At 69.8% G+C, this 22,495-nt stretch carries 21 protein-coding genes; 8 read left to right on the top strand and 13 right to left on the bottom strand.

The features are described 5' to 3' along the window. Positions 1–57 precede the first annotated feature (57 nt). The 4 genes from guaA to guaB all read right to left on the bottom strand — a co-directional run bounded on the left by guaA (position 58) and on the right by guaB (position 6,583). Positions 58–1,644, bottom strand: a complete 1,587-nt coding sequence (gene guaA / locus ACWCO2_RS05675; RefSeq protein ID WP_450126529.1) for a glutamine-hydrolyzing GMP synthase — start codon at positions 1,642–1,644, stop codon at positions 58–60. Positions 1,645–1,896: 252 nt separating this feature from the next. After that, complete coding sequence (locus ACWCO2_RS05670) at positions 1,897–3,609, bottom strand: GMC family oxidoreductase N-terminal domain-containing protein (RefSeq protein WP_450126528.1); 1,713 nt, start codon at positions 3,607–3,609, stop codon at positions 1,897–1,899. A gap of 113 nt (positions 3,610–3,722) precedes the next feature. Then, complete coding sequence (locus ACWCO2_RS05665) at positions 3,723–4,853, bottom strand: GuaB3 family IMP dehydrogenase-related protein (RefSeq protein WP_450126527.1); 1,131 nt, start codon at positions 4,851–4,853, stop codon at positions 3,723–3,725. Positions 4,854–5,071: 218 nt separating this feature from the next. Next, a complete protein-coding gene (gene guaB, locus ACWCO2_RS05660; RefSeq protein WP_450126669.1) occupies positions 5,072–6,583 on the bottom strand; it encodes an IMP dehydrogenase in 1,512 nt (503 codons plus the stop codon). Between the two features lie 278 nt (positions 6,584–6,861). Between guaB and ACWCO2_RS05655 the strand changes: the two genes are divergently transcribed. Next, a complete protein-coding gene (locus ACWCO2_RS05655; protein ID WP_450126668.1) occupies positions 6,862–7,233 on the top strand; it encodes a DUF5319 domain-containing protein in 372 nt (123 codons plus the stop codon). A gap of 70 nt (positions 7,234–7,303) precedes the next feature. On the opposite strand, the gene ACWCO2_RS05650 is transcribed toward ACWCO2_RS05655, so the two are convergent. The 4 genes from ACWCO2_RS05650 to ACWCO2_RS05635 form a co-directional block, all read right to left on the bottom strand. Next, a complete protein-coding gene (locus ACWCO2_RS05650; protein ID WP_450126526.1) occupies positions 7,304–8,404 on the bottom strand; it encodes an anti-sigma-D factor RsdA in 1,101 nt (366 codons plus the stop codon). Then, positions 8,405–8,977: a sigma-70 family RNA polymerase sigma factor gene (locus ACWCO2_RS05645; protein WP_093155087.1), complete on the bottom strand. Its 573-nt coding sequence runs from the start codon at positions 8,975–8,977 to the stop codon at positions 8,405–8,407. Between the two features lie 486 nt (positions 8,978–9,463). Then, positions 9,464–10,060 (bottom strand): response regulator transcription factor, encoded by a 597-nt coding sequence (locus ACWCO2_RS05640; protein WP_029536209.1) that lies wholly within the window; start codon positions 10,058–10,060, stop codon positions 9,464–9,466. 298 nt (positions 10,061–10,358) lie between these two features. After that, complete coding sequence (locus ACWCO2_RS05635; RefSeq protein WP_450126525.1) at positions 10,359–11,459, bottom strand: MerR family transcriptional regulator; 1,101 nt, start codon at positions 11,457–11,459, stop codon at positions 10,359–10,361. 196 nt (positions 11,460–11,655) lie between these two features. Here ACWCO2_RS05635 and ACWCO2_RS05630 point away from each other — a divergent pair, with 196 nt between their 5' ends. Continuing rightward, positions 11,656–11,961: a WhiB family transcriptional regulator gene (locus ACWCO2_RS05630; RefSeq protein WP_093155089.1), complete on the top strand. Its 306-nt coding sequence runs from the start codon at positions 11,656–11,658 to the stop codon at positions 11,959–11,961. Positions 11,962–12,153: 192 nt separating this feature from the next. Here the strand turns inward: ACWCO2_RS05630 and groL are convergent, their stop codons facing one another. Beyond that, the gene (gene groL / locus ACWCO2_RS05625; RefSeq protein WP_450126524.1) at positions 12,154–13,773 is read right to left on the bottom strand and encodes a chaperonin GroEL; all 1,620 of its coding nucleotides are present in this window, start codon (positions 13,771–13,773) and stop codon (positions 12,154–12,156) included. A gap of 132 nt (positions 13,774–13,905) precedes the next feature. Next, entirely contained in the window at positions 13,906–14,196 is a 291-nt protein-coding gene (groES, locus tag ACWCO2_RS05620; RefSeq protein ID WP_010316109.1) for a co-chaperone GroES, read from the bottom strand. 737 nt (positions 14,197–14,933) lie between these two features. Here groES and ACWCO2_RS05615 point away from each other — a divergent pair. The 5 genes from ACWCO2_RS05615 to ACWCO2_RS05595 all read left to right on the top strand — a co-directional run bounded on the left by ACWCO2_RS05615 (position 14,934) and on the right by ACWCO2_RS05595 (position 19,653). Next, the gene (locus ACWCO2_RS05615) at positions 14,934–15,182 is read left to right on the top strand and encodes a hypothetical protein (protein WP_450126523.1); all 249 of its coding nucleotides are present in this window, start codon (positions 14,934–14,936) and stop codon (positions 15,180–15,182) included. Next, the gene (locus ACWCO2_RS05610) at positions 15,179–15,718 is read left to right on the top strand and encodes an HAAS signaling domain-containing protein (RefSeq protein WP_450126522.1); all 540 of its coding nucleotides are present in this window, start codon (positions 15,179–15,181) and stop codon (positions 15,716–15,718) included. The genes ACWCO2_RS05615 and ACWCO2_RS05610 overlap by 4 nt, the downstream gene beginning before the upstream one ends. An 11-nt stretch (positions 15,719–15,729) precedes the next feature. Continuing rightward, on the top strand, positions 15,730–15,876 hold the full coding sequence (locus tag ACWCO2_RS05605) for a hypothetical protein (RefSeq protein ID WP_450126521.1): 147 nt from the start codon (positions 15,730–15,732) through the stop codon (positions 15,874–15,876). 255 nt (positions 15,877–16,131) lie between these two features. Next, a complete protein-coding gene (locus ACWCO2_RS05600; RefSeq protein WP_450126520.1) occupies positions 16,132–16,722 on the top strand; it encodes a SanA/YdcF family protein in 591 nt (196 codons plus the stop codon). 114 nt (positions 16,723–16,836) lie between these two features. Next, positions 16,837–19,653: a PQQ-dependent sugar dehydrogenase gene (locus ACWCO2_RS05595; protein ID WP_450126519.1), complete on the top strand. Its 2,817-nt coding sequence runs from the start codon at positions 16,837–16,839 to the stop codon at positions 19,651–19,653. A gap of 172 nt (positions 19,654–19,825) precedes the next feature. On the opposite strand, the gene tsaD is transcribed toward ACWCO2_RS05595, so the two are convergent. The 3 genes from tsaD to tsaB are packed head-to-tail and all read right to left on the bottom strand — an operon-like array spanning position 19,826 to position 22,010. Further along, the gene (gene tsaD / locus ACWCO2_RS05590; protein WP_450126518.1) at positions 19,826–20,881 is read right to left on the bottom strand and encodes a tRNA (adenosine(37)-N6)-threonylcarbamoyltransferase complex transferase subunit TsaD; all 1,056 of its coding nucleotides are present in this window, start codon (positions 20,879–20,881) and stop codon (positions 19,826–19,828) included. Further along, on the bottom strand, positions 20,878–21,357 hold the full coding sequence (gene rimI / locus ACWCO2_RS05585; protein WP_450126517.1) for a ribosomal protein S18-alanine N-acetyltransferase: 480 nt from the start codon (positions 21,355–21,357) through the stop codon (positions 20,878–20,880). Before rimI ends, tsaD begins: the two co-directional genes overlap by 4 nt. Beyond that, the gene (gene tsaB, locus ACWCO2_RS05580; RefSeq protein ID WP_450126516.1) at positions 21,357–22,010 is read right to left on the bottom strand and encodes a tRNA (adenosine(37)-N6)-threonylcarbamoyltransferase complex dimerization subunit type 1 TsaB; all 654 of its coding nucleotides are present in this window, start codon (positions 22,008–22,010) and stop codon (positions 21,357–21,359) included. The genes rimI and tsaB overlap by 1 nt, the downstream gene beginning before the upstream one ends. 137 nt (positions 22,011–22,147) lie before the next feature. Between tsaB and ACWCO2_RS05575 the strand changes: the two genes are divergently transcribed. Continuing rightward, positions 22,148–22,477 (top strand): hypothetical protein, encoded by a 330-nt coding sequence (locus ACWCO2_RS05575; protein WP_450126515.1) that lies wholly within the window; start codon positions 22,148–22,150, stop codon positions 22,475–22,477. Positions 22,478–22,495 lie beyond the last annotated feature (18 nt).

Raw genomic sequence — 22,495 nt, 5'->3', positions numbered from 1 at the left:
CGAAAACGAGAAGGGCGCTTCCCGCCGAAGCGGAAAGCGCCCTTCGAAGTGCGGGGATCACTCCCACTCGATGGTGCCCGGGGGCTTGGACGTCACGTCCAGGGTCACCCGGTTGACCTCGGAGACCTCGTTGGTGATCCGGGTGGAGATCCGCTCCAGCGCGTCGTAGGGCAGGCGGGTCCAGTCCGCGGTCATCGCGTCCTCGCTGGAGACCGGGCGCAGGACCACCGGGTGGCCGTAGGTCCGGCCGTCGCCCTGCACGCCGACCGAGCGGACGTCGGCCAGCAGCACCACCGGGCACTGCCAGATGTCGCGGTCCAGACCAGCCGCGGTCAGCTCCTCGCGGGCGATCGCGTCCGCCGCGCGCAGCGTCTCCAGCCGGTCCGCGGTGACCTCACCGATGATCCGGATGCCCAGGCCCGGGCCGGGGAACGGCTGCCGGTGCACGATCGTCTCCGGCAGGCCCAGTTCCAGGCCGACCCGGCGCACCTCGTCCTTGAACAGCGCGCGCAGCGGCTCGACCAGCTCGAACTTCAGGTCCTCGGGCAGACCGCCGACGTTGTGGTGGCTCTTGATGTTCGCCGCGCCGGAGCCGCCGCCGGACTCCACCACGTCCGGGTAGAGGGTGCCCTGCACCAGGAAGTCGATCTGCTCACCGGCCTCGCCAGCCTCGGTCTGCAGGTCGCGGGCGGCCTGCTCGAAGACGCGGATGAACTCCCTGCCGATGATCTTGCGCTTCTCCTCCGGGTCAGTCACGCCGGCCAGCGCACCGAGGAACCGGTCCACCGCGTCGATGGTGACCAGCCGGACGCCGGTCGCCGCGACGAAGTCGCGCTCCACCTGCGCGCGCTCACCGGCGCGCAGCAGGCCGTGGTCGACGAACACACAGGTCAGCTGGTCGCCGATGGCGCGCTGCACCAGCGCGGCGGCCACCGCGGAGTCCACCCCGCCGGACAACGCGCAGATCGCCCGCCGGTCGCCGATCTGCTCCCGGATCGCCGCGACCGTGTCGTCAACGATGGAGGAGGTGGTCCACTGCGGGCGGACCTGGGCGATCTCGTGCAGGAAGCGCCGCAGCACCTCCTGGCCGTGCGGCGAGTGCACCACCTCGGGGTGGTACTGCACGCCGGCCAGCTGCCGCTCGACGCTCTCGAACGCCGCGACCGGGGTGTCCTTGGTGGAGGCGGTGACGTTGAAGCCCGCGGGGGCCTCGCTCACCGAGTCGCCGTGGCTCATCCACACCGGGTGGCGGCTGGGCATCTCGGCGTGCATCGTGCCGCCGTCGCCGCTGATCTCCAGCTCGGTGCGGCCGTACTCGCGGGTGCCAGTGTGCGCCACCGTGCCACCGAGGGCCGAGACCATCGTCTGGAAGCCGTAGCAGATGCCGAAGACCGGGATGCCGACGTTGAACAACGCCGGGTCGACCTGGGGCGCGCCGTCCGCGTAGACGCTGGACGGGCCGCCGGAGAGCACGATAGCGGCGGGGTTGCGGTGCTTGATCTCCTCGACGGAGATGTCGTGCGGGACGACCTCGGAGTAAACCTGCGCCTCGCGAACCCGACGCGCGATCAGCTGCGCGTACTGGGCACCGTAGTCGACAACGAGAACAGGCCCCTGGGCGCTGTTACTTGCGGAACCGGACACGTCGCCGCGACCTCCTAGCATGAACCGGTGAGCTGAGGCCATTGTCCCAGGTAACCGATGCCACAGCCGTATCGGGCCCGTTAGCCGCCGAGACACCCCGCGGCCTGCCGCTGGACCACAGTTTCAATTGAAACTGTGGTTCGCCGTGGCTGGGATTTACAGTTTCAATTGAAACTGTGTTCAGTCGCGGCTGAAACCTGCAGCAGCACTGGGATGGAAAACCTCGTGAGGACTGTGAATCCGGGGTCGGGGTCAGACGATCGGGAGGCGCAGGGCCGCCGGAGCCGCGGTCGGGACCGCGGGCGACTTGGGCTCGACCGGGGACACCTGGCGGTAGGCCTCGCGCTGGTCCGGGCGAGTGTCCGTCTCGCCCTTGTTCGGCCACATCGCGAAGGCCCGCTCCGCCTGCGCGGTGATGGTCAGCGACGGGTTCACGCCGAGGTTCGCGCTCACCGCCGAACCGTCCACGATGGACATCGTCGGGTAGCCGTGTGTCCGGTGGTAGGGGTCGATCACGCCGTGCTCGGCGTCGTCGCCGATCGCGCAGCCGCCCAGGAAGTGGGCGGTCATCGGGATGTCGAACACCTCGCCCCAGGTTCCGCCCGCGATCCCGCCGATCTCCTCGGCGACCAGCTCGTTGGCCTGCTCACCGGCCGGGATGTGGGTCGGGTTCGGCGCGCCGTGGCCCTGCTCGGAGGTCAGCTGGGTTCGCCCGAAGCGCTTGCGCAGCTTGGTGGTCAGCGAGTTGTCGAGGCTCTGCATGACCAGCAGGATCACCGTGCGCTCGCTCCAGTTCTTCACGTTCAGCAGGCGCAGCGCGTGCAGCGGCTTCTTGCGCAGGTACCGGAACCACTGCTTCAGCCGCGGTTCCGGGGAGTCGCCCTTGGTCGGCAGGGTCTGCAACAGCCCCATCGCGTTGGCACCCTTGGCGTAGCGGCACGGCTCGATGTGGGTGTTCTCGTCGGGGTGGAACGACGAGGTGATCGCCACGCCGTTGGAGAAGTCCCGCTCGGGGTCGACCTTCGGCATCTGCGCGCCGATGATCGACTCGGAGTTGGTGCGGGTGAGCCGGCCGAGCCGCCCGGACAGCCGCGGCAGGTCGCCGCGTTCCTTGCTGCGGTGCAACAGGTTCTGCGTGCCCCAGGTGCCGGCGGCCACCACCACGTGGTCGGCGCTGAAGATGCGCGGCTTGCGGTTCCACTTCGCGCCGGTGCGCGAGGTTCCGATGCGCCACCGGCCGTCGGCGCCCTGCCCCAGCCGGTCGACCGTGGTCAGCGGGAACACCTGCGCACCGCCCGCCTCGGCCAGGTACAGGTAGTTCTTCACCAGCGTGTTCTTCGCACCGACGCGACATCCCGACATGCAGGCGCCGCACTCGGTGCAGCCGGTGCGAGCGGGCCCGGCGCCGCCGAAGAACGGGTCGGACTCGGTCTTGCCCGCCGTGCCGAAGTAGACGCCGACCGGCGTGGTGTGGAAGGTGTCGTCGACGCCCATCTGCCCGGCGACCTTCTTCATCACCACGTCCGACGGGGTGGTGGACGGGTTGTTCACCACGCCGAGCATCCGCGTCGCCTGGTCGTAGTAGGGCGCGAGTTCTGCTTCCCAGTCGGTGATGTGCGCCCACTGCGGGTCGTTGTAGAACGGCTTGAGCGGCCGGTAGAGCGTGTTGGCGTAGTTCAGCGAACCGCCGCCGACCCCCGCCCCGGCCAGGATCAGGACGTTGCGCAGCAGGTGGATCCGCTGGATGCCGTAGCAGCCGAGCTGCGGTGCCCACAGGAACTTCTTCAGGTCCCAGGAGGTCTTCGGCAGCTCGTCGTCGGTGAACCGGCGACCGGCTTCGAGCACCGCCACCCGGTAGCCCTTCTCGGTCAGCCGCAGCGCGGCCACGCTGCCGCCGAATCCGGAACCGATCACGACCACGTCGAAATCGCAGCTACCCCGGTGTGTCCCGTCACGTCCAGCCATGCGCGACAGACTAAACGTAATTACTCGCGAGTAGCCAGTCCCCGAACACGCAGAACCCCCGAAAACGCGAAGACCCCCAGCCCGGTCGGACTGGAGGTCTTCGCAAGTCTTGCTCAGCTGCGGAGGGTCAAGCCGACCTTCTGGAACTCCTTGAGGTCGCGGTAGCCCGTCTTGGCCATCGCGCGGCGCAGGCCGCCGAAGAGGTTCAGCGTGCCGTACGGGTCGCTGCTCGGGCCGAACAGCAGCTTCTCCAGGTCCGCGCCCGAACCGACGAAGCCGGTGATCTCGCTGCGCGGCAGGCTCGGGTGCGCGGCGGCCGAAGTCCAGTAGTAGCCCTGCGCCGGGGAGTCCGAGGCCTCGGCCAGCGACTCGCCGAGCATCACCGCGTCGGCACCGCAGGCGATCGCCTTCGCGATGTCACCGGAGTAGGACAGCGCGCCGTCGGCGATCACGTGCACGTACCGGCCACCGGTCTCGTCCAGGTAGTCGCGGCGCGCCGCGGCGGCGTCGGCAACGGCCGTCGCCATCGGCACGCCGATGCCCAGGACCTGGGTGGTCGTCGCCGAGCGGGACTCGCCGAAGCCGACGATCACACCGGCCGCGCCGGTGCGCATCAGGTGCATCGCGGTGCGGTAGTCGCCGACACCACCGGCGATCACCGGCACGTCGAGCTCACCGATGAAGCGCTTGAGGTTCAGCGGCTCGCCGTCGCGCGCCACGTGCTCGGCGGAGATGATCGTGCCCTGCACGACCAGCACCTCGACGCCGGCCGCGAGCAGGTCCGGGGTCAGCTCCTCGGCGTGCTGCGGGCTGACGCGCGCGGCCACCGTGACGCCGGAGTCCTTGATCTGCTTCAGCGAAGCGGCGAGCAGGTCCTGCCGGATCGGAGCGGAGTGCAGCTCCTGCAGCAGGCGGATGGCCGCCTCCGGGTCGCTGCTCTCGTCCGCGGCGCGCACCACGTCGAACAGCTTCTCCTCGACGTTCTCGTGCCGCGCCCACAGACCCTCGGCGTTGAGCACGCCCAGACCGCCGAGCTCGCCGACCCGCACCGCCGTGGCGGGCGAGACGACCGCGTCGGTCGGATGCGTGACCAGCGGGATGTCGAAGCGGTACGCGTCGATCTGCCATGCCAGCGACACGTCCTTCGAGGAACGGGTGCGCCTGGACGGCACGATCGCAACGTCGTCCAAGTCGTAGCCGCGCATCGCCGTGCGGCCCATGCCGATCTCAACCTGATCCCGCACCGTCAGTCCCTCCTCGCAGCACTGCTGTCCAACGCAACATTCTCTCTGCGGCATCCGGGTGACGCGCAACGGGGGGCCTTAGCCCTCCGTGAGCACCCGACCACACCGCCCCTGGTCCGGTCCAGGTGGTGCCAATTTCGCGAGAAATTGGCACACCCTCCCCGGACACGACGCGGCCGCCGCGCCAAGCAGACGCGGCGGCCGGGAGTCGGGGCTGGTCAGCGGCCGGCGTAGTTCGGGGCCTCGACCGTCATCGTGATGTCGTGCGGGTGGCTCTCCTTGAGGCCCGCCGCGGTGATCCGGACCAGCTTCGCGTCCTGCATCTCCGGGATCGTGGTCGAGCCGGTGTAGCCCATGCCCGAGCGGAGACCGCCGACGAGCTGCGCCACGACCTGCGACAGCGGACCGCGGAACGGCACCCGGCCCTCGATGCCCTCCGGCACCAGCTTGTCCTCGGAGAGCACGTCGTCCTGGAAGTAGCGGTCCTTCGAATAGGACTTGCCCTGGCCGCGCGACTGCATCGCGCCCAGCGAGCCCATGCCCCGGTAGACCTTGAACTGCTTGCCGTTGACCAGGACCAGCTCGCCCGGCGCCTCTGCGGTGCCCGCCAGCAGGCTGCCCAGCATCACCGAGCTGGCACCGGCGGCGATGGCCTTGCCGATGTCACCGGAGTACTGGATGCCGCCGTCGCCGATGATCGGCACGCCCGCCGGACGGCAGGCCATGCTCGCCTCGTAGATCGCGCTGATCTGCGGCACACCGACGCCGGCGACCACGCGGGTGGTGCAGATGGAGCCCGGCCCGACGCCGACCTTCACCGCGTCCGCCCCGGCGTCGATCAGCGCCTGCGCGCCCGCGCGGGTCGCGACGTTGCCGCCGATCACGTCGACGGAGTTGCCCAGTTCCTTCTTCACCGTGGCAACGGTCTCCAGCACCGCGCGGGAGTGGCCGTGCGCGGTGTCCACGATCAGCACGTCGACACCGGCGTCCACCAGCGCCATCGCGCGCTCGTGCGAGTCCGCGCCGACGCCCACCGCGGCGCCGCACAGCAGCCGGCCGTCCGGGTCCTTGGTGGCGTCGGGGTACTGCTCGGTCTTGACGAAGTCCTTGACCGTGATCAGGCCGCGCAGCTTGCCCGCGCCGTCCACGATCGGCAGCTTCTCGATCTTGTTGCGGCGCAGCAGCCCGAGCGCGGCCTCCGCGGTGACGCCGACCTGCGCGGTGATCAGCGGCGTGGGGGTCATCACCTCGCGCACCCGGCGGGTGAAGTCGACCTCGAAGCGCATGTCGCGGTTGGTGATGATGCCGACCAGCGTGCCGTCCGGGTCGGTCACCGGGACGCCGGAGATGCGGAAGCGCGCGCACAGCGCGTCCACCTCGGCGAGCGTGTCGTCCGGGGAGCAGGTGACCGGGTCGGTGACCATGCCCGCCTCGGAGCGCTTGACCACCTCGACCTGGGAGGCCTGCTCCTCCACCGAGAGGTTGCGCTGCAGGATGCCGACGCCGCCCTGGCGGGCCATCGCGATCGCCATCCGCGCCTCGGTCACGGTGTCCATCGCCGCGGACAGCAGCGGGACGCGCAGCCGGATGTTGCGGGAGAGCTGCGTGGACGTGTCGACTCCGCTGGGGATGACGTCCGACTCGTCGGGCAGCAGGAGCACGTCATCGAAGGTCAGACCCAGAGTCGCGAACTTCGAGGGGAGGCCGGGTGCAGTGAGTTCGCTGGTCATGGCGAGGGATGTGCCTTCCTTCACGCTGCGGTCCACAAACCGGAGAATGCGGCTGGATTGTCCTCGGCGACCACGTCGTCGGCCGGTTGAGTACGACAACGCGACATCGGCTTCGGGGATTCCCCAATGATAGAGACCACAGGTCAGGAAGCGGCTGGTGCGCCCTGGCAGGCGTGCGCCACGCCACCCGGCCGCGGTCGCGGCGGCGGGCAACTGCGCCCCGACAGCCCCACGAGGTGGACGCAGCCGGTACCGTGCGGGCCGTGCCGCACGATCCGATGCCCCCAGACCCGTTCGCGGGCGACCCGGAAGATCCGAGCATGGCACTCGGTGATCACGACGCCGACGACGACCCGCCGCTCGGCGAGGAGGAACGCGCCGAGCTGCTCGCCGACCTGACCGATCTCGCCGTCTACCAGGCCCTGCTCGAGCCCCGCGGCATCCGCGGCATCGTGGTGGACTGCGCCGACTGCGGCGAATGCCACTACCACGACTGGGAGTTGCTGCGGGCCAGCCTCGAGCAGCTGCTGCACGACGGTCGGATGCGCCCGCACGAGCCGGCTTTCGACCCGAACCCCAGCGAGTACGTGACGTGGGAGTACTGCCGCGGCTACGCGGACGGCGTCACGGAGAGCGAAACGACGCGCTGAACCAGCGCGTTCCAATACCTACGAGAAGAGGGGTTCCCATTCCGGGAGCCCCTCTTCTTCGTTCAGCCGATCACGGGTGGCCGGCGTTGCTGCTGTTGTTGTGCGGGAACAGCCCGTTGTCCGAGGTGCTCGACGGGTTCTCCGAGCTGTCGCTGGTCTCGCTGGGCGGGGTCGTCGTCTCCGACGGGGTCGACGAGGTCGGCGGGAGCGACGAGCTGTCCGGCGGCTCCGTCGGCGGCGGCTGCGACGGCGACTGCGTCGAGCTCGGCGGCGTGGTCACCGGCAACGTGTCGTTGCTGGTCGGCGGCTCTGCGCCCTGGTCGATCCGCTTGGTCAGCGAAGCGTGCGCAGCGCGCAGGTCCGATAAACCGTGCTCGTCGTCGACGCCGCGCATCTGCTGCTGCGCGGCGTGCAGCGCGGCCTGGGCCCCGTCGCGGTCGCCGCGCTCGATCGCGCTCTCCGCGCTGTCGAGGTCTTCTTTCGCCCAACCCGCGGCCATCACCGCGCGGGTGTGGTCGGAGTAGAGGACCTGCGCGACGCCCCACAGCATGTCGCCGGGCTGCGCGTCGCGGGCCGCCACACCGACACCTGTGAAGCCGATCATCAGCACCGCAGCCGCGGTCGCGACCGGCACCAGGTGCCGCCGCTTGAGCCGCCGGCGCGGGCGCGTGCCCTCCGAGATCGCGGTGACAGCGGTCTCCACGTCGACCAGATCGCCGATCGGCGAGGAGTCGACGTCCTGCCGCCAGGCCACCAGCAGTGCTTCCAGGCTGGGACGTTCGCCTTCCGCAGGGACCGCCACGTCGGGGTTGGTCCCGCCGAGCGCGTCCAGCAGCGCGTCGTCGTCCTGCAGCACCGCCAGGTCGATCGGCTCGTCCAGGTCGTCGTGGTCGACCAGCTCACCGGAGTCGCCTGCGTCGTCCCCGTCTTCCGCGCGCTGCCGGAAGGCGAGCACCGCGGCGCCGTCCGAATCAGCGTCGCTCCGGGACGTTTCGGACTCGCCCGAGTCGGAATCCCGATGGTTGTCGATCAGTTCGGTTCCCTCGTCTGCGGGCTCCTCGGCAGGAACCACGTCCCGCTCGTCCGCCCGGGTCGAACGGTCCTCGTGCTGGCCGGACTCGATCGAGTCGCGTCCTGCCTGCTCCCCCTCGGGCCCCTTCCGCTCAGCCATTCAGACCACCTCCTCCGCGGACAGCGTCTTTCGCAGCCGGGCCAACGCGCGGTGTTGAGCCACGCGTACTGCGCCCGGCGTAGAACCGACCGCTTCGGCGGTTTCCTCCGCCGACAACCCGACGACCACCCGGAGCAGCAGGATTTCCCGCTGCTTGGCCGGGAGGACGCGAAGTAGTTGCGCCATCCTGCCCGAGAGCTCACCTTGCATCGCCCGCTGTTCCGGACCAGCTTCGGACTCCGGGGTATCCGGAACGTCCGCCACGGGTTCGGAGCGGTTGCGGGCCAACGCTCGGTGCGCATCAGCCACCTTGTGCGCGGCGATGCCGTACACGAACGCCAGAAAGGGACGACCCTGGTCCTTGTAGGAGGGCAACGCGGTGAGCACCGCGAGACACACCTCTTGGGCCACGTCGTCCGCCGAAGCGAACGACCTCTCGTTTCGTCCGACTCTGGCGCGGCAGTACCGCACCACCAAAGGACGGATTTCGGCTAGCAAGCGCTCGATCGACTGACGATCGCCGTCGACGGCGGCGCTTACAAGAGCGTCCAGCCCGTCCCCCACGTTGGTCATCGCAGACAGCAGCCCTGGTGTTACGCGTTCAAGCGACTCGGATTTGCCCGGCGGATTTCGCGTGCACCGCACGCTGCGCCGAGCTCACCGTACCGGCAGACGAGTGCTCGCTGAACAGGGACTCGAGATCAAGGGCGGGCGTAGTCACCCGTCCACATCTACCAGACGCCTCGCGAAATGGCGTTTCACCTGGTCATCGAGATCTTGCCCGGAACAGGCGATGAGTTCCGGAAAAATGAGGCGAAGAACCTCGGCGGCATTTTGCGGTGTTCGACCGCTTTGCCGCCTATCGCCGTTTGGCCCGCTATCGGCTGACTCCGACAGGACTATGGCTCGCGTCACTCCGTCCGCCCGGGCGCGGTTCCGGACAACTGGACGGTGACGCGAGCCACACTCACTTCCGTAACGTCAGCTCACGCGAGGCCAACATCGTCGAACACCGGCGGCCACTCGGGTCGCCCGCCGATGCACCGGCGATCTAACGGATCAAGCGACGAGGCCGCGGCGGAAGCCATGTGCCACGGCCTGCGCGCGGTCGCGGACGCCGAGCTTGCGGAACAGCCGGCGCGCGTGGGTCTTGACGGTGTCCTCCGACAGATAGAGCTCCCGGCCGATCTGGCCGTTGCTCTTGCCCTGGCTCATGCCCCGCAGCACCTGGAGCTCACGCTCCGTCAGCTGGACACCGGGGTCGGACGGCTGCCGGGGAGCGGGCACCGAAGTGCTCGCCAGCGTGTGCGCCAACGCAGCGACCAGCTCCGGCCTCGAGGCGTCCCAGCGGAGGTATCCGCGGGCCCCACCGGCGATCGCCGCGGCGATGCTCGCCGCGTCGTCCGGTGCACCGAAGACGATCACGTTGGCTTGCGGGTGCGCTGAGACGAGCCGTCGAGTGGCCTCGACACCGTTCGGGACGGCGCGCTGAGTACCGACCAGCACGACGTCCACGGCCTGCCGCGAGAAGCGGGCCAGCAGCTCGTCACCATGCGCGACGCAATCTATTCGACTCACTCCGGGGACAGCAGACATCACACGAGTGAGCCCTTCCCGGACGCTACGTCGGTCATCGCAGATCAGGACCGTCGTCACGGGAACTCCTTTCCTGCAGGCGAGTGACGTTCCACCTCCCCTATCGGACGCAGGGGCCAAAACCTTGACACGATCCGGTGCTTAATCCGTCAAGAAATTTCGCAATCAACCCATCCGAGCGGGGTTCACCGGATCGGAGCAAGGAGGACGGCGATTACCCGTACAGTCGCCCATCACCCGTCATACCTGCAGTATTCACCCGATTGCGGCCCGTTGCGGCCGGAATTTCGCCCGTCCGCAGGAACCCCAAAACCCACCCTCATCCGATCGATGTGACTTACATCACATGAGCCTCAATTCAGCCCAGGACGGTCTCCGAAACACGCGCCACAGCCGTCTCCAACGAGCCGAGCAGTTCCGCGTGCGAGGGCAGCGCCTCCCGCGACCACCCGGCGCCCGCCACGAACGCCCGAGCGCGCTGACGGGTGATCGGGATGTCCTCCAGAACCCGCGGAGCGGCGTAGTGCGACTGGTCGGCCCACAGGACGACGGCGGCGGGCGCTGAGCGCCGGACCGCGGCCGCCAGGCCCTCGCGGGGCAGCGAAGCGCCGAACAGGCGGTGGCCGACGCGGTTGGCGGCCAGCGCGGCGGCGAGCGCCACGAGCTCGAGCTCCTGGGCCTCACCGGGCACCGGGGCGAGCACCACCGGGCGCGGGTTGAGCGGCGCCGGAGCGGTCGCGATCACCGAGCGCAGCGCCGTGGAAGCGCAGTCGACCAGCAGCTGGAGCACTTCGATGCCGGAGCCGGACCGCTGGCGGCGTTCGCTGACCGCACGCAGCACCGGCTGCAGCATGTTCTGCCACACGGTGACGACGCCGTCGGCGTTCATCGCCTCGATCAGCAGTCGCTGCACGGACCAGGAGTCCAGCGCGAGCGCCGCCCGCCCCAGACCTCGGGCCTCGGGGCCGGCGCCGGTGAGTTTCAGGCCTCGTCCACCGGTGTTGGAACCGCTGACCAGATTGATGTCGTTGCCGCCGTCCAGAACGCCGGACAGCAGCACGGGGCCACCGCTGGCCTCCTCGGGCTGCTCGGCGACCTCCGGGGAGCGCTGCGGCGGCGGAGCGGCGACCGTGCGCGCGTACCGAGCGGCCTCCATCGGCGAAGCGCCGCGCAGCAGGGCGCGCTGCATCTGCTCGAGCCGCGCGATGTCGGCGGGCCCGTAACGGCGGTGCCGGCCACTGGTGTGGTCACTGGGACCTAAGCCGTAGCGGCGGTCCCAAGTGCGCAGAGTTGCAGGCGCGACGCCAAGGCGACGGGCCACCGCCGCGACGCTGAGCCGCGGTTCGTCGTCCACACCTGACTCGGCGCCGTCCGAGGTGGCCGGTCGCCCCGAATCGTCGATCGGGACGGGGGTGTCCTCCCCGGGAGCTGGTTCCGGCCGCGTCGTCACGCGGGACATATTCCGGTTCCGGCCCGCGCGAGGCAAGCCCGCCTGTTCTCGATCACGCTCCCGAAAGATCACTCCAATGATGAACAAGTTTTGACGCGATAAGGGTTGAACAAGTTTTGGCGCGGTTTTACGGTTGGATCATGCGAGGCTGCGGCGGGCCCGTCGCAGCAGGGAGGGGATCCACCGGTGGGAGGTGGTTGTCGCAATGGCAGACACTCGACGTCTTCCAGGACCGAACGCCGATATCTGGGATTGGCAGATACGAGGCTCTTGTCGAGGCATGGATAGCGCGTACTTCTTTCATCCGGACGGCGAGCGGGGCCCGGCGCGAGCTCGGCGCGAGGCGAAGGCAAAAGAGGTGTGCCAGCACTGCCCGGTGATCGCCCAATGCCGCGCCCACGCGTTGGCGGTGCAGGAGCCGTACGGCATCTGGGGCGGGCTGTCGGAGTCGGAGCGAGAAGTGATCATCAAGGCGCGCAAGCGTCAGCAGCTGGCTGTCGCGGCCAGCTGACCCGCTTGTGCTGATCGAGGCGTTCGAAACCTCGGTCGCCGGAGTCGAATGACCACGAGGGGCGTCATTCGGCTCCGGGCAGGACGGAAAAAGAGATCGGGGCGGCACCCGCGCTGGGTGCCGCCCCGATCTCTTGGCGTTCGGTGGTGCGGGCCGGCTGTTCAGCCGACCCGCACCGCAGAACTCGTCAGATCAGTGACCGTGGCCGTGGCCGTGACCGGCGGCCTCCGGGGCCTCTTCCGCCGGCTTCTCGACGACCGCGCTCTCGGTCGTGATGATCATGCGGGCGATGGAGGCCGCGTTGGCGACCGCGGAGCGGGTCACCTTCAGCGGGTCCACGATGCCGGACTGGACCAGGTCGCCGAACTCGTCGGTGGCGGCGTTGTAGCCCGAGCCCCAGTCGAGGTCGCGGACCTTGGCCACCACGACGGCGCCTTCCTGGCCCGCGTTGCTGGCGATCCAGTACAGCGGTGCCTCCAGCGCGCGGCGCACCAGCTGCACGCCGGTGGCCTCGTCACCGGAGAGACCGAGGTCGTCGGACAGCACCTTGGCGGCGTGGATCAGGCTGGACCCACCGCCGGGTACGCTGCCCTCCTCGGCCGCGGCCTTCGCAGCGGCGACCGCGTCCTCGATGCGGGACTTGCGCTCCTTGAGCTCGGTCTCGGTGGCCGCGCCGACCTTGATCACCGCGACGCCGCCGCTCAGCTTGGCCAGGCGCTCCTGCAGCTTCTCGCGGTCCCAGTCGGAGTCGGTGGCCTCGATCTCCTTGCGGATCTGGTCCACGCGGTCCTTGACGTCCTCGGCGCTGCCGCGGCCGTCCACGATGGTCGTGGTGTCCTTGGTCACGGTGACGCGGCGGGCGGAGCCCAGCACCTCCGGACCGGCCTCGGCCAGCTTCAGCCCGACCTCGGCCGCGATGACCTGGGCTCCGGTGGCGACCGCCAGGTCGTCCAGGAACGCCTTGCGGCGGTCGCCGAAGAACGGGGCCTTGACCGCGACGACCTTGAGGGTCTTGCGCAGCGCGTTGACCGCCAGGGTGGACAGCGCCTCGCCCTCGACGTCCTCGGCGATGATCAGCAACGGCTGGCCGTTCTGCGCGATCTTCTCGAGCAGCGGCAGCAGGTCCTGCAGGTTGGAGATCTTGTCCTGGTGCAGCAGGATCTGGGTGTCCTCCTGCACGACCTCCTGACGCTCGGCGTCGGTGACGAAGTGCGGGGAGATGAAGCCCTTGTCGAACTGCAGGCCTTCGGTGACCTCCAGCTCGGTGGCCAGCGTCGAGGACTCCTCGATGCTGATCACGCCGTCCTCGCCGACCTTCTCCATCGCCTCGCCGATCAGCGCGCCGATCGACTCGTCACGGGAGGACACGGTGGCGATCTGGGCGATGTTGTCGCGGCCCTTGACCGGGGTGGCCTTGCCCTTGAGGGCCTCCACCACGGCGTCGGTGGCCTTCTGCACACCGGCGTTCAGCGACGTCGGGTTCGCGCCTGCGGCCAGGTTGCGCAGGCCCTCGCGGACCAGCGACTGGGCGAGCACGGTGGCGGTGGTGGTGCCGTCGCCGGCGACGTCGTTGGTCTTGGTGGCGACGTTCTTGGCGAGCTGGGCGCCCAGGTTCTCGAACGGGTCGCTCAGGTCGATCTCGCGGGCGATGGTCACGCCGTCGTTGGTGATCTGCGGTCCGCCGAACTGCTTGTCCAGCACGACGTGCCGGCCGCGGGGTCCGAGGGTGACCTTCACCGCGTCGGCGAGCTGGTTGACGCCGCTCTCCAGCGCGCGCCGGGCCTGCTCGTCGAAGGTGATCTGCTTAGCCATGGTTGCAACAGCCCTTCACAGGTGCCTGATCTGGTCTTTCACGTCCCGAGGCCTCACACCCCGGACATGGAACCGCCCCGGGGTCCCGCGGTCGGGACCGCCGGGGCGGCTACTGCTTCGCGCGTGGGTGCGTCAGTTGACGACGGCCAGCACGTCGCGGGCGGAGAGGATCAGGTACTCCTCGCCGTTGTACTTGACCTCGGTGCCGCCGTACTTGGAGTAGATGACGACGTCACCTTCCTTGACATCCACGGGGATGCGGTTGCCCTTGTCGTCCACGCGACCCGGGCCGACGGCCAGAACCTTGCCCTCCTGGGGCTTCTCCTTGGCGGTGTCCGGGATCACGATGCCGGACGCAGTCGTCGTCTCGGCCTCGCTCGCCTGGACGACGATCTTGTCCTCAAGCGGCTTGATGCTCGCCACGGTGTGACCTCCACCTTCTGGGGCCTTCGAAGCGTTGTCTGGGTTAAGACGGCTCCGTGACTCCCCGTCGTCGCGGGTGCCGGGTCGCTACGGCGCCGTTCTGCTAGCACTCTACCGACGAGAGTGCCAACGCTCAACAACCACCCGCATCCGCCGAACGCCGGAGTGTCGCAGCCACCCCTCAGCGGCAGGTCAACGCGGTGCCCGAACCCCGGATCGCTCGACCACTCGGCGTGCTCGATCCAGTTCGGACCGCTACTTCGGCGGCCTCTGGCGCCGCCACCTGGACTGTTGTGACAGATGATCTACGCTCCGTGATCTTCGCAGGTAGATCGATATGCGGGAAACCTCACCAATCCTGGAGGCGGCGCACGGAAGTGGCGATGTGTGCCCTAAGTTGCCAGGCATGCCAGCCCTCTCCAAGCCAGCGAACCGGCCGTGGGAACGTCGCCCCCGACCCGCGCGCCCGCCCGGCCCGCCCGGCCCACCGACCCGATCCAGTTGGCGCCCGAAGTGATCACTCCCCGAGACGAACCGGGGCACCCTTCACCTCAACATAGGTTGTATTCCTAACTAGCCCTCTCTGCGATCTAGCTTGCGCTGCAGCTGTCGTGGAGGGGGTTCGTCATGCCGCAGTTCTCGACACCCGCGTTGGCGCTGTCCGTCGTCCTGGTCGCTTACCTGCTCATCGCCGGTCCGGTGCTGGGCGAGCGGCAGTACGAAGGGCCTGGGCCGGGATGTCGGTCACCGCCGGGACCACCGAAGGGCTGGTCTACCGGGGGTTCCTGATCGCGCTCGGGACCAGCCTCGGCCTGTCGCCGGTGGTCCGGCTCGAGGAGGCCGGACTCGTGAACGCGGAGTTCCGGGCCACCGAACGCGGTCCCGTGACCGACCGCGGCCGCGAAGTCCTCGCCGAGCAGGCCGGGGACTGGTTCGCCTTCGGCGAGGCCGTGCGGACCGTGCTCTCGAAGGGAATCGAGCGATGACCTACCTCGCCGACCTGGAGGCTCGGCTTCGCGAGAACGGCGTCCCCGCCGCGCGGGTGGCCACGACGGTCGACGAGCTCACCGATCACCTGGCGGAGACCGGGGTAGATCCGGTCGCCGAGTTCGGGCCGGTCGAGGAGTTCGCTGCGCAGCTGACCGGATCGGATGGCGCAGCGCCCGAGCCCGCACGGGAAGCCACCACCTGGCGCTGTATCGCCGACATCTTCGTCGACCGTGAACTGCTGGCCCGCTACGGCGCGCAGGGCTGGGAGATGACGCGCATCGACACCACCGGTCACTTCGTCTGCCAGCGCGATCCGGAGCATCCGCAGCGCTGGGAGTACCTCCGGGAAACCGTTGGCCTGTCCGGCGTTTCGAAGGCCGAGCGGCTCGCCCCGGATGGCTGGGAGCAGTGCGGTTCGTGGCCGCCCTTCGCCTACTTCAAGCGGCCTGCCGCGGCGAGCGTCGGGGAGCTGAGCGCACCGCCGGAACCGCCGCAGCGCCAGGCTCTCTCAGCAAGCGGTTCTGGCTGCTGATCGGTTTTCTCGTGGCGCTGTTCGCGATCTACGCGCTGGTGTTCCAGCTCCCCAACATCGAGGACGGCGAGTCGTTGGCCGGGTTCGCGACCGGCGCGCTGGTCGGGTTGGTCGTGGCGATCGGCGGGTTCTGGTTGCTGCTGCGCAAGCGGCGCTGACCCACTTGGGCCGAACGGGGCAGTCCTGACGGAAGTTCACGCGGACCTCCTCGCACTCCGGTCGTTTCCCGCGACCTACTACGCGAACATGCCGCTGCGCAGCACCGCCAAGCCCTCGGGCATCGACCTCTGCCCGGACGTCCCCGGGTGTCAGTTTCAGGCAGAACTGACACTTCTCATGACTCGCGCCGCGCGTGTTGGGTGGTGCTGATCATGGATCGGCACCGCCCGACTGCGTGATGGCACACTTGCCATGTGGGTGGGCTGAAGGTTGGGATCTTGGCGCTGGCCGGACTCGGTGTGATCACCGGGGTGCCGTCGGCGTGGGCGTTCGCGCGCAGTGCGCGCCGCATCCGGACGATGTCCGACATCCCGGAGACCGAGGTCGGACTGGTCCTCGGCGCTGGGGTGCGCTGGGACGGCACGCCCAGCTTGATCCTCCAAGGACGCCTGGAAGTGGCCAAGTCCCTTTACGACGCCGGGAAGATCCAGCGGATCATCGTCAGCGGCAGCCCCGAATCCCGCGGCCACAGCGAACCCGTGGTGATGCGCCACCACCTCGTCTCGCACGGGGTCCCGGCAGAAGCGATCGTCCTCGACGAATCCGGTGTGGACACTTGGCAGTCCTGCCGCCGGGCAGCCGGGGACTTCGACCTGCGGGAGCTGACGGTGATCAGCTCGCAGTTCCACCTGCGCCGCGCAGTCGCGATGTGCCGCCGACTGGGCGTGGACGCCCACGGCGTCGGGCACGACGCGGCGGCCGACTGGCGCCTGCAACGCGTCGCGGCCCGCGGCACCCGCCGCGAGTTCCTCGCCACCGTCAAGGCCTTCTGGTACAGCCGCTGATCCATCACTTCCAGTGATCTCCGATGACGTTGCGCGAGATCACGCGGTTTTGGCAACGAAAGCGGAAGTTCGGGCGATATCAGCACATCCTTCCTAAATAGGGGTGTGGTCACCGTGATCGCTCGAAGAGCGCGCGCCTGGTTATGCGCGTTATGTTCAGCACTGCTGTCCATCGGCCTGCTGGCGGTGCTTCCCGCGCACCGTGCGGAAGCCGCGGTCCCCACCGGGTTCGTGCTCCGCAACCAGCCCAGCGGCCAAGCCGCGTTCGACCTGACTGACTTCGCCCACCTGCCCGACGGCAGCGTCCTCAGCACCGGCAAGAAGGGCACCGTGGCGTGGGTTTCCACCGACGGCGAGGCCCGCACCATCGCCACCCTGCCCGTCGAGCCGACGCAGGACCTCGGGCTGGTCGGCATCGCGATCGCCCCGGACTACGAAACCTCGCACCACGTCTACTTGATCCGCTCGGTCCCCGGCGGCACCGGCGGCTACCTGCTGCGACTCGCGCGCTGGACGGTCACCGGCGCGCCGGAGCCCACCGGGCTGTCCGGTGAAACGGTGCTCTTCGAGTTCCGCAGCCAGTACGCGGTGCACGGCATGACCGGGGTGGTGGCGGCCGACGACGGCACGCTGTGGGTGTCGATCGGCGACCTCTCCGACTTCACCCGCACCGACCGCAACGCGCTGCGGTCGATGGACCTCGACAGCCCCAACGGCAAGGTCCTGCACGTCACCGCCGACGGGCGGGGCGTGCCGAGCAATCCGCACTTCCAGGAGTCGAGCCCGTCGTCGTGGCGCAGCCGGGTGTACGCCAGCGGGTTCCGCAGCCCGTTCCGGCTGTCGCTGGACCCCGCGACCGGCACCCCGATCGTCGGGGACGTCGGCTACAACGCCTGGGAGGAGCTCGACCTCGTCCGGCCCGGCCAGAACTACAAGTGGCCCTGCTGGGAGGGCAACCACCCGACGCCCGGCTACGCCGACCTGCCCGAATGCGCCTCGGTGGTGAACACGCCACCGCTGTGGGAGTACCGCCACGGAGGCGGGGCCGACCAGGGCAACAGCGTCACCGGCGGCATCGTCTACCAGGGCGAGAGCTACCCCGAGGCGTACCGAGGCGCGTACTTCTTCGGCGACTACACCACGAAGAAGCTGTGGACGCTGCGCACCGACGCGAAGGGCGGGTTGGCGCGGGTGCCGGAGAGCCCGCCGTTCGCCACCGACATCGGCGGCCCGGTGAAGTTCGCCGCCGCACCGAACGGCGACATCGAGTTCGCCGACATCTACGCCGGCACCATCCGGCGGCTCAGCTACCCGCAGGGCAATTCGGCGCCGGTCGCGGAGGCGGAGACGAGCACCGATCCGGCGACCCGGACGGTCACCTTCGACGCCTCCCGCTCGCACGACTTCGACGGCGATCCGCTCACCTACCGCTGGGAGTTCGGCGACGGCACCTCGGGCAGCGGGGTGCGCACCAGCCACACCTACCCGCCCGGCGACCGCTTCACCGCACGGCTCGTGGTGACCGATCCGCTCGCCGCGTCCGGCAGCACCGACCTGGTCGTCGCGCCGTCGAACCACTCGCCGCAGCTCGTGCTGACCACGCCCGGCGCCCGGACCTTCGCAGTCGGCGAACCGGTGTCGCTGTCCGCGCAGGCCAGCGACGTCGAGGACGGTGCGACGGCGGTGACCTGGATCAGCGCCGAGGTGCACTGCCCGGAGGAGTCGACCTGCCACCGGCATCCCGGTGTCGGCGGCGACGGACCGACCTTCGAGGTCCCGTTCACCGACCACCCCGACTCGCGGATGGAGATCACCGCGTCGACCACCGACAGCGCCGGCGTCCGCACCAGCCAGACGCACGCGGCGATGCCTCGCGAGCACCTGCTGACGTTGACCAGCAACGTTCCTGCAGCGCTGCAGATCCCGTCAGAAGGTGGCCGGAGTTCGGCGATGGTCACCGAAGGCGCGACGCTGGACGTCATCGCCGCGACGACCGCCACCGACGGCGTGGCCGGCTTCGCGGGGTGGGCGGACGGCATCGGCGACCGGTCCCGGGTGCTGCGGATGGGCGCCCAGGACATGACGCTCACCGCGCGCTACACCACTCCGATCGACCGCCGCTACGAGTCCGAGCCGGGGCTGCGCAGCCTGCTCGGCGCGCCGACCGAGCCGGAGATCGCTGAGGGTGGCATCCGCTACCGGGCCTACGAACGCGGTCGGCTGTACTGGACGGAGCAGACCGGCGTGCACTACGTCTTCGGCGGGAACCTCGCGAAGTACCTGCAGCTCGGCGGACACGGCAAGTTCGGCCCGCCGACCACCGACGAGATGTCCACATCGGACGGTGTCGGCCGGTACAACCACTTCGCCGGGACGCCCAGCACCATCGCAGCGTCGATCTACTGGACGCCGGACACCGGCTCGCACGCCGTGTGGGGCGCGATCCGGCAGAACTGGGCGGCCAACGGCTGGGAGCAGGGGCCGCTGGGCTACCCGACCACCGACGAGGTGACCACGCCGGACGGAACCGGCCGGTACAACCACTTCTCGAAGGCGGGCTCGATCTACTGGTCGCCGGGCTCCGGAGCGCATGCGATCTGGGGTGCGATCCGGGTGACCTGGTCGCAGCTGGGCTGGGAGCTCGGCCCTCTCGGGTATCCGACCACCGACGAGATGACCGCACCGGACGGGATCGGCCGCTACAACCACTTCTCCAAGGCCGGTTCGATCTACTGGTCGCCGGGCACGGGAGCGCACGAGGTGTTCGGCCGCATCCGGGAGCGCTGGTCCGCCCTCGGCTGGGAGCGCTCGTACCTGGGCTACCCGACGACGGGTGAGTTCGCGGTGTCCGGCGGTCGCCGGAACGACTTCCAGCACGGCTACGTCCAGTGGACCACCACGACGGACAGCACGATCGACCGGAGGTATTGAGTCCCCCGGCCGTTCGCGGTGAGTGGGGGCGTCCCAATTTCCCTGAACTCGGGACGCCCCCCGCTCACCGGTGTGGGGAACCGAAGTTCCCTGAACTTGGGACAACGCTCGCCCGCTGAGGCTCGGTCCGGAGCTTCCCCGGAGTTGGCGGTTCACGGCGCGAGGCCGGGCCTCACTGGACGACGATGGTGTTGACCGGGAGGCCCGGGTTGGCGCCGAGGTCGACGGGTGAGGGCTTGGCGTCCGAAGCCAGGACGTGGGCTCCCAGGGCCGCGATCATCGCGCCGTTGTCGGTGCACAGGCGCGGGCGCGGCACGCGGAGCGTGATGCCCGCTTCGGCGCAGCGCTGCGCGGCCAGCTCCGACAGGCGGGAATTCGCTGCCACACCACCGGAGATCACCAGCGTGTCCACGTCCAGGTCCTTCGCCGCGCGCACCGCCTTCGCGGTCAGCACGTCGGCCACCGCTTCCTGGAACGAGGCGCACACGTCCGGGATCCGGATTTCCTCGCCCTCGCGCTGCGCGGTCTCGACCCAGCGCGCGACCGCTGTCTTCAGCCCGGAGAAGGAGAAGTCGTACTTCGCGTCTCGCGGGCCGGTGAGGCCGCGTGGGAAGGCGATCGCCTTCGGGTTGCCGAGCTTGGCCTGCTTGTCGATCGGCGGGCCGCCCGGGTAGGGCAGGTCGAGGATGCGGGCGACCTTGTCGTAGGCCTCGCCCGCGGCGTCGTCGATGGTGGTGCCGACCTCGGTGATCCGCTCGGCGATGCCCTCCACCAGCAGCAGCTGGGAGTGCCCGCCGGAGACCAGCAGCGCCAGGCAGCGGACCGGCAGCGGACCGTGCTCGAGGGTGTCTACCGCGATGTGCCCGCCGAGGTGGTTCACGCCGAACAGCGGCACGCCCAGCGCGGACGCGTAGGCCTTGGCCGCCGCGACGCCGACCATCAGCGCACCCGCCAGGCCCGGCCCGGCGGTCACCGCGATGGCGTCCACATCGGACAGTTCGAGGCCGGATTCGTCCAGCGCGCGGCGCATCGTCGGCGCCATCGCGGTCAGGTGCGCGCGGCTGGCGATCTCCGGCACCACGCCGCCGAAGCGCGCGTGCTCGTCGACGCTGGAGGCCACCGCGTCGGCCAGCAGCTCGACCGTGCCGTCCGCGGCCAGCCGGACCAGACCGACACCCGTCTCGTCGCAGGAGCTCTCGATGCCGAGAACCACCCGGTCCGCAGTCATCCCCCGGCCTCCGTTCCCGCCGCGGGCCGGCGCATGGTGTGCGCGTCGGCCCCGGACGGCTGGTAGTAGCGCTTGCGCAGCCCGACGATCTCGAAGCCGTGCTCGCGGTACATCGCGATCGCGGTTTCGTTGTCGGTGCGCACTTCCAGGAAAGTCGTCGCCTGCTGCTCGTCGGCGCGCGTCAGCAGCGCCCGCAGCAACGCCTTGCCCGCGCCGTGCCCCTGGTGGCCGGGGTCGACGCCGATGGTGTGCACCTCGGCTTCGGCGTGCGGCGCGCGACCGACCACGGCCAGCCCGGCGTAGCCGATCAGCTGCTCGTCCAGGTAGGCCCCGACGTAGTAGTGGCCCTGGTCGAGCTCGGAGGCGAACGCCTCGCGCGACCAGGGGTCGTCGCCCGGGAAGAGCACCTGCTCCAGCTCCGCGCACCGCTTCAGGTCGCTGCGGCGCAGCTTGAGCACCTGCGCGACGTCGGTCATCACCTGGCACCCCTGGTCAGCACGGACTTCCGCTTGCCCGGCAGCTCCGCGTCCGGTCGCCGCAGGTAGAGCGGCACCAGCGGGACCGGTTCGGCGTGCAGCGCGTCAGCCGCGGCCGCGACGAGACCCACTGGCGCGGGGTAGCGCGGCTCAACGGTGGGCAGGTCGAACGCGGCGGCCAGCTCACCGGCGACGGCGGTGCAGCCCTCGGTCGGCACGTCGGCGGGGCGCTGCACGTGCGGGCCGTCGATCCGGGTGCGCCCGGAGTAGGCGGCCCAGTAGGCCTCCTTGCGGCGGGCGTCGGTGGCGACCAGCAGCTGCCCGGTCACGTCGGCCTGCGCGGCGATCGCGTCGAGGCTGCACACCGGGTGCACCGGCCGACCGACCGCCTGGCCGAGCGCCGCGGCGGTGACCATGCCGACGCGCAGACCGGTGAACGGGCCGGGACCCGAACCGACGACGATCGCGTCGGCGTCGGCCAGCTCGTGGCCGGCCTCGGTCATGACGTCGAGCAACTGCGGCATCAGCAGTTCGCCGTGGGCACGCGGGTTGATCGTGACGCGTTCGGCGAGCGAACGGGGACCACCTTCGTCCAGCGCGACCAGCCCGGCGGTCACCGCAGGGGTCGAGGTGTCCAGCGCAATGACGAGCACGGTTACTCAGCGTACGTCAGCGCTGGTGGGAGGTGGCGTGGGGCTTCCCGCCCGGAGCAGCCGCCCGTGGTCGGGGGTCACGGGGTGCCCGGCGCCCTGAGAAGATCGCCGGTGAATCATTCCGACGAGGGGGCCAGATGTTCGGCAAGCGCGAAGCGCACATGATCGTGCTCAATGATTTGGACAGCGGACGGGAGTCCGTCCGACGAGCGCTGGAGAACGCGTCCGCGAAGGATGTGCCGGGCCTGCAGCTCGCGCTGCGACTCCTCGACGAGCCGACGTCCGCCGAGGACCCCAAGGTCCGCTGGACCCGCGAGGTCCTGGCGAAGGCCGGGATCAATCCGCTGGAGCGCGAGATCCTGGCGGTCCGAGAGGTGCGCAAGGAGCTCCCGGGCCTGTCCCTGGCTGCCGCGGTGAACATGGTCCGAGCCCTCAACCCCGACGCACCCCACAGCCGCCTGAAGTGACCGACCGCGATGGCGAGT

Source organism: Saccharopolyspora sp. NPDC002376, from assembly GCF_053593195.1.
The sequence above is the reverse complement of the archived record's forward strand: the minus strand, read 5'-3'. Positions and strand labels throughout refer to the sequence as shown.

Coding starts and splice junctions, on each gene's coding strand:
- ACWCO2_RS05615 (WP_450126523.1), top strand. CDS start 14,934: ATGTCGGTCACCGCCGGGACCACCGAAGGGCTGGTCTACCGGGGGTTC.
- ACWCO2_RS05655 (WP_450126668.1), top strand. CDS start 6,862: ATGCCCCCAGACCCGTTCGCGGGCGACCCGGAAGATCCGAGCATGGCA.
- ACWCO2_RS05635 (WP_450126525.1), bottom strand. CDS start 11,459: ATGTCCCGCGTGACGACGCGGCCGGAACCAGCTCCCGGGGAGGACACC.
- rimI (WP_450126517.1), bottom strand. CDS start 21,357: ATGACCGACGTCGCGCAGGTGCTCAAGCTGCGCCGCAGCGACCTGAAG.
- ACWCO2_RS05630 (WP_093155089.1), top strand. CDS start 11,656: ATGGCAGACACTCGACGTCTTCCAGGACCGAACGCCGATATCTGGGAT.
- groL (WP_450126524.1), bottom strand. CDS start 13,773: ATGGCTAAGCAGATCACCTTCGACGAGCAGGCCCGGCGCGCGCTGGAG.
- ACWCO2_RS05650 (WP_450126526.1), bottom strand. CDS start 8,404: ATGGCTGAGCGGAAGGGGCCCGAGGGGGAGCAGGCAGGACGCGACTCG.
- ACWCO2_RS05645 (WP_093155087.1), bottom strand. CDS start 8,977: ATGACCAACGTGGGGGACGGGCTGGACGCTCTTGTAAGCGCCGCCGTC.
- ACWCO2_RS05575 (WP_450126515.1), top strand. CDS start 22,148: ATGTTCGGCAAGCGCGAAGCGCACATGATCGTGCTCAATGATTTGGAC.
- guaB (WP_450126669.1), bottom strand. CDS start 6,583: ATGACCAGCGAACTCACTGCACCCGGCCTCCCCTCGAAGTTCGCGACT.
- ACWCO2_RS05610 (WP_450126522.1), top strand. CDS start 15,179: ATGACCTACCTCGCCGACCTGGAGGCTCGGCTTCGCGAGAACGGCGTC.
- ACWCO2_RS05670 (WP_450126528.1), bottom strand. CDS start 3,609: ATGGCTGGACGTGACGGGACACACCGGGGTAGCTGCGATTTCGACGTG.
- tsaD (WP_450126518.1), bottom strand. CDS start 20,881: ATGACTGCGGACCGGGTGGTTCTCGGCATCGAGAGCTCCTGCGACGAG.